Origin of the sequence: Chryseobacterium gregarium DSM 19109, assembly GCF_000430845.1 — a bacterium.
In the GTDB taxonomy this organism is placed as follows: domain Bacteria; phylum Bacteroidota; class Bacteroidia; order Flavobacteriales; family Weeksellaceae; genus Chryseobacterium; species Chryseobacterium gregarium.
Genome location: NZ_AUMU01000034.1, coordinates 1 through 9364, shown reverse-complemented (window position 1 = coordinate 9364; position 9364 = coordinate 1). Strand labels below are relative to the sequence as shown.

7 protein-coding genes and 1 pseudogene are annotated in these 9364 nt (G+C 38.1%); 1 reads left to right on the top strand and 7 read right to left on the bottom strand.

Features of this window, described 5'->3' with window-relative positions:
- The 3 genes from H561_RS0120060 to H561_RS0120050 all read right to left on the bottom strand — a co-directional run.
- A partial coding sequence (locus tag H561_RS0120060; protein ID WP_034762951.1) for a type VI secretion system Vgr family protein occupies positions 1-1670 on the bottom strand: 1670 nt, incomplete at its 3' end.
- Positions 1671-1708: 38 nt separating this feature from the next.
- Complete coding sequence (locus H561_RS0120055; RefSeq protein ID WP_027388598.1) at positions 1709-2584, bottom strand: lytic transglycosylase domain-containing protein; 876 nt, start codon at positions 2582-2584, stop codon at positions 1709-1711.
- Between the two features lie 77 nt (positions 2585-2661).
- Positions 2662-5157, bottom strand: coding sequence for an ATP-dependent Clp protease ATP-binding subunit (locus H561_RS0120050; RefSeq protein ID WP_027388597.1), 2496 nt, complete (start codon positions 5155-5157; stop codon positions 2662-2664).
- 371 nt (positions 5158-5528) lie between these two features.
- Here H561_RS0120050 and H561_RS22970 point away from each other — a divergent pair, with 371 nt between their 5' ends.
- Positions 5529-6044 (top strand): IS5 family transposase, encoded by a 516-nt coding sequence (locus H561_RS22970; protein ID WP_051349471.1) that lies wholly within the window; start codon positions 5529-5531, stop codon positions 6042-6044.
- 572 nt (positions 6045-6616) lie between these two features.
- On the opposite strand, the gene H561_RS0120035 is transcribed toward H561_RS22970, so the two are convergent.
- The 4 genes and pseudogenes from H561_RS0120035 to H561_RS24140 form a co-directional block, all read right to left on the bottom strand.
- Positions 6617-6982: a hypothetical protein gene (locus tag H561_RS0120035; RefSeq protein WP_027388595.1), complete on the bottom strand. Its 366-nt coding sequence runs from the start codon at positions 6980-6982 to the stop codon at positions 6617-6619.
- A 152-nt stretch (positions 6983-7134) separates the two neighbouring features.
- Complete coding sequence (locus H561_RS0120030; protein WP_027388594.1) at positions 7135-7518, bottom strand: carboxypeptidase regulatory-like domain-containing protein; 384 nt, start codon at positions 7516-7518, stop codon at positions 7135-7137.
- Positions 7515-9002 carry a hypothetical protein gene (locus tag H561_RS0120025; RefSeq protein WP_027388593.1) on the bottom strand — a complete coding sequence of 496 codons (1488 nt, stop codon included), beginning with the start codon at positions 9000-9002 and terminating at the stop codon, positions 7515-7517. The genes H561_RS0120030 and H561_RS0120025 overlap by 4 nt, the downstream gene beginning before the upstream one ends.
- 2 nt (positions 9003-9004) lie before the next feature.
- Positions 9005-9364, bottom strand: a pseudogene (locus H561_RS24140) (bacteriophage T4 gp5 trimerisation domain-containing protein); the annotation flags it as partial.

The window sequence follows — 9364 nt, the reverse complement described above, 5'->3', positions numbered from 1 at the left end:
ACATTCGTTATCATGTTTTCTGCAACGTTGATATTCATATTCCTGCAGTTCAGCGTCATGGTTTCGGGAGCCGTGATCGTGATATTGCTTCCCGTGGTATCCAGATGAATCTCATTCCCTGATTTATCCGTAATCACAATGCTTTCATTCTCCGTAAAAACGATCCTATGGCCGCTTCTGGTCTGAATGGATTTCACCCGGTTGTCCACTCCGCCGCCAAGGCCTACTCCGCCGTGGAACATGCCGCCCATGACAAAAGGACGGTCAGGATGGCTGTGTACAAAATTCACCATGACCTGGTCCCCGACTTCCGGTATGGCCACATATCCTCTGTTCTGGTTTACCTGATCAGTGCCTCCCGCATCCGGACTCATCATTCTGATAAAGTGGGTGGTGTCGTTTGTCTGCCAGTCAAATCTTACCTGTACCCTGCCCTGGCCTTCCGGATCTGTATTGGAGATCACCGTGGCGATCTGAGGCTCGGCTTTAGGAACGGTGAAGTCAGGTTTCGGCAAGAACCCCGTATCGGAAGCAATCCCTTCGAATTGTCCGCTGTAATGCCCGATGGTGTCGATTTCGTGGGAAACTTCAGTAATCATAACCCTTGTAAAGTAGGAAGATTCATTGGTATCCGGTTTACGCATCTGCACATCCACTACACAGCCCGGATGCAAAAACGGAACCGTGGTAGCCCCGGATACTAAAAATACATTGACTGCCTGGCTTCCCGCTGCACTTTTCTGAGAATATTCTACATCCAGATGGGTGGATGCCTTAACCGGAGCAACCTGCAGGGCCGGAGTTTTATAAATGGAATTATTATGTGCATAGGCTGTTTTGGCCAGCTCACCCACGTGCTGAACAGGAGTTTCCCCTGAAGTCAGCTTCTCATTTTTACTGCTGTTATACCCGTAAAACTGAGGCTTTATATGTACGGCTTTCAGTTGTACGGTGATATCATTGGCACTGCTTCCGTAGGTCAGTTTAATCGGTTTGTTCTGAGGCGGAAGCTTTCCGAAATGAAGTACTTCACCGTCGTAATAAAACTGCTCGCCATAGGCTTCAGCCATTCTTGCCAGATAATTGTAATGGGTTTCGTCATACTGGCTGCTGTAGATAATCTGGGAATAGTCATTGGTATCGACCCGGATATCAAAACGGTTGTCAATCCCCTGCTTAATCACCTCATTGGCAATAATCCCCATATTTACAGGCGATTCACCACCAAAACTCTGGACATGAGGCGCACCGTCCAGTAAAATGGTCGGGCTATATCCCTTCAGAACAATATTTCCCAGACTCATTTTTTCCTGACTGAAGCCTACTTTTGTAATAACGCCTACAAATGTCCGTTCCGGACTATTATCGATATCTTTATAAGAAATAACTGCAGTCAAACGTTTGCCTAAAAACTTATTGGCTTCTTCCAGCGTATGGGTCTGGCGGTCGCCTAAAGTGTCATGAGCCAGCGTAACACTGAATTCATGATGGCGCCTGGTGCTTTGGGTTAAGGTAAAATGTTTGTAGTATTTGATTACTTTCCCCTCGATTACAAGAGAAAGCTTTACCAACCTGTTAATTCCTGTATGTTGATTTTCTGATATTCCGTCGGCATTCTGAGAGGGACGGAAAGTAGGGCTGTTCGGTATATTTTGTGATTCTGTTTGCATATTGCCTGTGATTTGAATAGGTTAAAAGATATCTTTTATTATTCTTTCGGTTTTTTATTTTGTGTATTGCTTTCTTTCAGCGATCGGGAAAGTATTTTATTTTTCCTCAATAAAAAATCGGGCATTACATCTTTAGGAAGGTACAGCATGCTTTCGCCTTTCTGCTGAAGCTCTTCAGAAATTCCCGGATTCCAGCCCAAAATCTTTTCCATATCAACATCAAGTTCATCTGCAATCACATTCAGATTAAAACTTGCATTAATATCGGTTTCCGCCATTTCCACATTATTTTTCCCGCTTCCTCCGTTAACAAAGAAAACCGTATTCATTCTGGAAGAATTGTAATTGCTTACAACACTCTGTAATTCTCCGGTTGCATAGCAGGCATTCAGATATTTTTTAACGTGGTTGATGGTTTCTGCCGGAAGATACTTAGAGAAAATATGATATTGTGAAGATCCGGCAGCGGCCATGGCTTTGGCAATATTCCCTTCGCCACAGTTATAGGCAGCCACTACTGTTACCCAATTGTTGTACTTCTTATACAGATGACTGAGAGAAATTGCGGCTGTTTTGGTACTTCTGTAAAAGTCATCGCGGTTTTGCTCCGTAAGCCCATACTGGTTAGCATGGGCGGTCATAAATTGCCAGACCCCCACGGCACCTGCTCCGGATGTCACATTTGTATTGAAATTGGATTCAATTAAAGCTAGATTCCTTAAATGCTTCGGCAGGCCCTTTTCTACCAAAGAATATTCAATGAAAGCAACTTTATCTTTATTGGCACGAATTATATTTTTATATCGTTTCACCGTACTCTCAGAAGTATCGGAAGCCGTAAGAAACTGTGCATTCACAATAGGCGAAGCCAGGATTATGAAGATCTGAATAATATTTTTAATGGTTGGTGTCATCTTTTTATTTGACGAAGAGAATGACCAGACTTATCTGAATAGATGCCCAATCAGTCTCCTGTCTCTGTTTTTTTATTTTAATCTACTTTCCAGTCCAGCTTATCCTCTTCCGTATTCCAGTCTGCATGAATTGTATGCCCGGCTTTCACTTCTTCCCTTACAATCATTTTTGAAATCGGCCTTGCCAGTTGAGACCTGATGACTCCGGAAATCTGTCTTGCCCCGTATTTGCTGCTGAACCCGCCCAGTGCCAGGTTCTTAACGGCTTCATCACTAATTTTCAACGTCATTCCCAATCTTGTCAGTGAAGCATGAAGCGATTTTAACTGAATATTAAAAATTCTCTCTGCAATAGATTCAGTAATGGGAGCAAAAGGAATAATCTCTGTAATCCTTGCCAAAAATTCAGGCCTGAATCTGCCTGAACCGGACATGATCTGCATTAATGAAGACGATTCAGGCACTTTCCCTTCCTCAAACTGCTTAACGATTTCCTCACTTCCGATGTTTGATGTAAACAGAATCAGGGCATTGCTAAAGTCTCCTTCTTTTCCGAGCTTATCATGAACTTTTCCTTCATCCATAATCTGCAAGAATACATCAAATACAGAATGATGGGCTTTTTCAATTTCATCAAATAACACTACTGTATAAGGTTGCTGCCTGATTTTATTAACCAGCATCCCTCCTTCTTCATAACCTACATATCCCGGAGGCGCACCATACAGAAGCGCTGCGGAGTGCTCTTCTTTAAATTCCGACATATCGAAACGCACCATTGCTTTTTCATCGTTGAAAAGAAGTTCTGCCATCGATTTCGCCAGTTCCGTTTTCCCTGTTCCCGTAGGGCCCAAAAGGAAGAATGAACCGATAGGCTGTCCGGGTTTATTTAATCCGCTGCGGTTTTCAACAATAGCATCGGAAAGAATTTTCAGCGCATGGTCCTGCCCCACCACTCTGTTCATTAAAAGGCCTTCCATGTTCAGGAGTTTTTCTTTTTCCTGGGCCTGGATTTTCCCGATCGGAATGTTTGTTTTTGCGGCCATGACAGCAGCCAGTTCCAAGCGGTCTACTTTTTCTCTTTTCTTTGATGCATGCTGTAAAAGTTCTTCGAAAGTTTCTTCAATTATCTTTTGAATTTCTTCGACAGGCATGGAATTATCGATTTGCGGCTGCTCGCTTAACGAACCCCACAAAATAGGACTGATTTTATCTCTTAATAAATTATAGTTCCAGATCAATTCGTCTGCTTTGTCTTTATCATCTAAATATTCTTCATTTTGAAGGGCTTCATATGTTGCTTTCCAGCTTTCCAGTTCTTTTTCCGAAAGTTCATCCAGCATTTTAATGGCTGCCATGGTTCTGTCTAACAGATCAATTGCTGCATCCGGCAGTTTTTTCCCTTTTGAATATCTTTTGGCCAGACGTACACATTCCGGAAGAGCGGTTTTTTCTACTTCAATGCCATGATGCTTTTTATAGCCTTCCAGAAGGACATCAATCATTTTAACACAGGTTTTTTCGTCCGGTTCGTTTACGGTTAACACTTCAAAACGGCGGTTGAAAGCTTGTTCCGGCTCAATGATCTTTCTGTATTCTTCCTGGGTGGTTGCCCCGATTACGGTGATCTCCCCTCTTGCAAGCTCAGGTTTTAAGAGATTGGCCACATTCCCGATGCTTCCTTTAGGATCCAAAAGGGTGTGAATTTCGTCGATAAACAGAACGGCTTTTTCAATTTTTTTGCATTCATTGATTACTTTTTTCAGTCGGTCTTCAATTTCACCTTTATAGGAAGTCCCTGCCAGTAATGCTCCGGTATCAAGTTCTAAGAGCGTTGCATTTTTAAGCATTTCAGGAACGTTTCCCTTAATGATTTCTGTCGCGAAACCTTCTACCAATGCCGTCTTCCCCACTCCCGGTTCCCCGATAATGATTACATTCGGCTTGCTTCTCCTGCAGAGGATTTCAACCAGCATTCTCAGCTCCTTGTCCCGCCCGATAATATTTTCCAGCTCGCCTTTTCTCGCTTGGACAGTTCTGTCGACACAATAGTTCTTAATGGAGGGAAAGGAATTATCTGAATAATCGGAGCCGTTTGAAAATAGGGAAGAAAATTCTCCGTTTTCAGAATTTTCATATGGCGTATCTTTTCTGTAGAGGTTGAAGATTTCATGTTCCCGGAGAGGCAGCGATTTCAGCTGCTGCAATGTAAAAGCAACCTGCGGTTTTACAATGGCCGTTAAAATACACACTGGCGTAATTTCATCCAGACCTAATTTTAAGCGAATGTCATCTGCTTCTTCAATAATATGGTCTACGGCTTCATCTTCTCCAACCTCATTGGGAAGATGGCTGGTTTTCGGATAATCTTCAATGCGTACATCTGCCCATTCATAAAAATAGCCCGGATCTTTATCAATGCTTTTTAAAAATTCATTGAGACCGATATCCTTATGCATTAATGCGCGTAAGATATGAGGTGCTCCATACGTAGCATTATAATGTTCTCGTGCAATTGACTGTGCAATATGAAACAGCTGCTTTACCGTTTCGTTGGTTACTAGTACTCCCATTTATATTTTATGTTGATGTTTTGATGATTGATACGTTTCATTAGTATCTTATTGTAAATTTATAGATTTATCCTTTAAATTTATTTTAATTTTTTCATAAAAACAGTATCCGGTGTATTATTTATGAATCTATATTCTAAATTTTTCTCATCATTCCGGAATAGAATCTTTTTTTACAGATTTTAAGTTCTCAAAATATATAATTCCCAAATCGATTGTATTTCTTTTGTTATCATCGATTTTATTATAATGAAGTTGTTTAAAGTAAAAGAATGAAAACTTTATAAAAAAGTTGTATCATTCTTTTCAAAAAAAAGTTTGTTAAGCAAAGATATTATAAAAAAGAGATTTGTCCGTATTTATCCTTAGGCTTGAAGAAGAATAATGACAAAGTATTGTTGGAAGATGTTGTAAGAGCCATTCTATACCGTCTGAAGACAGGGTGTCAATGGCGGGAACTTCCTTTGAAACAGTTTTTTGAAGTAGCATATAGCTGGAATAATGTTTACCAACATTTTTCAAGATGGAGTAAAAATGGAAGCTGGCAAAAGATCAAACAGAAACTCTTAGGAAAATACAAAACATTTTTGGATATGAGCAGTATTCGATTGGATGGCTCCCATACCCTGTCAAAAAGAGGAGGTGAAAGCGTTGGTTATCAGGGAAGAAAAAGAGCAAAGACAAGCAATATGCTTTTTATTTGTGATAATAATGGGCTTCCATTAAGCTGTTCGGAAGTTACTTCCGGGAATCATCATGATGTTTTTGAAATCGAAAAACAATTGGATATGATGTTGGAAGACATCAAAAAATCCAATATCGGAACAGATTATCTGTTTCTAAATGCTGACGCAGGTTTTGATGCGTGGGAATTGAGAAACTTTTGATAAAGAACTTTACAAAAGAAGATTCGTTATTGAGCGGATGAATGTATGGATAGACGGCTTCAAAGCACTATTAATCAGATATGAGACAAAGGAAAAACACTGCAGAGATTTACATCTATTAGCTTTTGTCTGCATTATAATCAGGAAACTTTAAACAACTTCAATAGTAATCCTGATGAAGTAATGTCTAAATAACCATAAAAGTATATCATGGAATTCTCTCATCAATTATCTTCTTCATATAGAAACTGTGGCCATTAAAACATTTTCCGGCCGGCTTACATCCAAATTTTTCCAAAGTATCTGTTTTATAGCCTTGTTTACTTATCATCAGATCACCGCAGTCTGAGAATGAAAACTCACCGTTGTCCTGCGTTATGGTTTTATTGGAAGGATTTTGAATGTCTTGAACCAATACATTTCTTAAAGGCTTCCGGTTTTCATCATAGATATATCCGTATTTCCTTGAACAGCTAAGTATTGCGATTAAACTTATTATTGATAAGAGATATTTCATTGACTTCACCATAATTTCATTGGCTGATTAACCTTAACCTATTTATTGTTTAGATCTATCGGCTTTGAAGTTTGAAAATTCTTTCTCTGTTTAGATCACATGTATCTTTTTTATTACTTAAAAAGAGATAATTGTTATTACTTCCTGCCGCCACGCCTCTCAGAAGCTTAAGGGTATCACTATGCTTTTTACTATAAACAACCAGATTATTAATATTTTTTAAGTTTGATCTTTTTAACTTAAAATAACCTTTACTGTCTGTATAAGAGAAGTTATCTGTATTCTGTTCCAGGACCTTTACATGAGCTAATGGGATATTTCCCCAATAGATAAAACCGGAATAGCTGTTTTTCACAACAGGTTTACTGCAGCTTAAAAAAATAAATACCGGCAATATCAAGAATACAAAAATATTTTTCATACGAGTATCGTTAATCAAATAAATGCAATAGTATAACTTATTTCAAGGGCTGATATATGCAAAATTTATTGTTTGATATATACTTTATCTAACAAATTGTAATTTAAGTCCAGCTTAAATCATCTATTAATTTACTGCATTATTTCAATACACTAATTACTTTTTTCTAAAGAGATATTTCCTAAATCAATGGTATCAAGTTTATTGTTTTTTGATTTTTTTAAGTTTTGAACAGTTATCTTCTTCGTTAAATATCCTGATTTTTCAATAAAATAATCAGGTGATACATTAATCTGATCATGTAAATGTTGATATGGCAATTCTAAACCATCAATAAAAAAATTACCTTTAGAATCAGTTATTAAAGTATCAAAGGCATTTGAAGAAGATTTATTAACAAAAACTTTGGCATCTTTAACCGGCTGACGGTTATGAGCATCTATAACATTTCCTTTTACTGCATTATAAATTACATATTTTTTTTCGCTACAATTGACTATTAATAAGAAGCAAAAAATATAAAGTATAAGTTTCATTTTATTCTAATTTTAGTTAGCCAAATTACTTTCAATAAATCAAATTCTGTTATTATTGTTCGTGAAATATCATAATAATCTATATAATATTTCATTAAATCTATTTCACCTGTTTGAGGAATATATGTTGCATCTTCATCAGGATCCTGAATGATCATACTCCAATGTGATGTTCCTTTATGGGTTTTAGAGTATATATGCCCTCCATAGGTAAGCAGAATTTCATGTCCAATTTCATGGGCTGATACCATTTTATAATCTTCCATATTTGCTGTTTCATATTTCCAACCTTTATTTTTAAATCTTTCATGAGTTTTAGGATACTTATTCCAATCATTTCTAAATAAATATCCTTCATAAAAAAATAAAATTCTTGAAGCTTCAAAATTTCTGGATCTTCCTTCTTCACAATTTGTCTGATAAACAATTTCTGGTGCCGATAATCCCTGCTCATCTACATTTGCATTTACATGTACTTCATAAAAATCAGAAACAATATTTACTCCTTTTCCTATATTTTTGGAATTTCTTGACCAAAACTGATTAATTCCCTGTAATGTTATATCTAATAATTCCTGATATGTTCTTTGTCTTGTTTTTATTGGCGGTTTATTATAAAATGCTAAAGCTTCCTTCGGAATTCTATCCCACGGACAGCGCTCCACCCAGCGGGTTTCATCTCTTGCGCCTTCCAGACGGGATGAACATTCCAGGCCTTCTGCCCCGCCATCCTGTAAGTTCACCCGCAGCGTGGTATCTATTCTTTTATTAACCTTATCGATTTTTACATCTACCCAGTCTACTTTATCGTAGTGGGTGGTAAATTCCACTTCTTTGCTTTTCTGTGTGCCATTTTTACTGGCTGTGATCACTGCTTTTAATTTTTTATTATTGAATTTTGAACTGTCATAAATCCCGTTATTATCAAAACCATCCCAGAATATAAGGTAAGATCCTATTTTAGTGTAATCCGATGGTGCGGTGTTATAGGGATCAAAAACACTTTTCCAGTCCCAGACTTTAACAGGCTGCAGCGGTTCATACGCAGGTTTCTGTTTCAGGATATCCTCTGCCAGTAAAGGAAGCCTTCTTGCAGTCACCACAATTTCAGGCAGGTTGGTAATGGCATACAAGGTACTTCCGTCTTCATTTAAAATTTTAAACTCAAGGGAATCTATATTGCTCAGCATCAGTGAATAATTAAAAACAAAACTGGCATTTTCATAATTCCCTTCAAAATCCAGTATCCCAAAAGGAACTACCGTTGAGAAACCGCTGTCTTTTTTAAGCGAAAAAGAAATTTCAAAATCTTCATTTGCCGTACTTCCCTTTCTTTCAAAATTTCCATAGGTAACGCCGCTACCAGTTCCGTTTTCCCTTATCTCATTGCTGGCATTTGAGACAATTTTCCCTTCAGAAGACATATTATGATCGCCTCCTGTCACTTTACTGTAGCTCCCCTGTACAATTCTTGTTCTGGACATGATCAGTAGTTTTTGCTTTTTTCACCGCTGTTATTCTGAACTTCTTCCTGAGCATTTTTATTGATGTACTTGCTTGATGTAAGATTCATATCTTCATGAGAGATTTCGTTACGCTCCTTAAGGGTTTCACTGTGCACATCCCCTTCAATCATTTCTGTAAGTTTCCCGGTAATAAACAGGTTGGCATCGCCCAAGACAGAAGTCATCTTCATAGCCCCGACACTTTGTGTATGATTCATTGTAATGGTATCCGATTTATTCATTCCTACATTCGTTATCATGTTTTCTGCAACGTTGATATTCATATTCCTGCAGTTCAGCGTCATGGTTTCGGGAGCCGTGATCGTGATATTGCTTCCCGT

Excerpts from the sequence above, each read along its gene's own strand:
- H561_RS0120055 (WP_027388598.1), bottom strand. The coding sequence starts at position 2,584 with ATGACACCAACCATTAAAAATATTATTCAGATCTTCATAATCCTGGCT.
- H561_RS0120050 (WP_027388597.1), bottom strand. The coding sequence starts at position 5,157 with ATGGGAGTACTAGTAACCAACGAAACGGTAAAGCAGCTGTTTCATATT.
- H561_RS0120035 (WP_027388595.1), bottom strand. The coding sequence starts at position 6,982 with ATGAAAAATATTTTTGTATTCTTGATATTGCCGGTATTTATTTTTTTA.
- H561_RS0120030 (WP_027388594.1), bottom strand. The coding sequence starts at position 7,518 with ATGAAACTTATACTTTATATTTTTTGCTTCTTATTAATAGTCAATTGT.
- H561_RS0120025 (WP_027388593.1), bottom strand. The coding sequence starts at position 9,002 with ATGTCCAGAACAAGAATTGTACAGGGGAGCTACAGTAAAGTGACAGGA.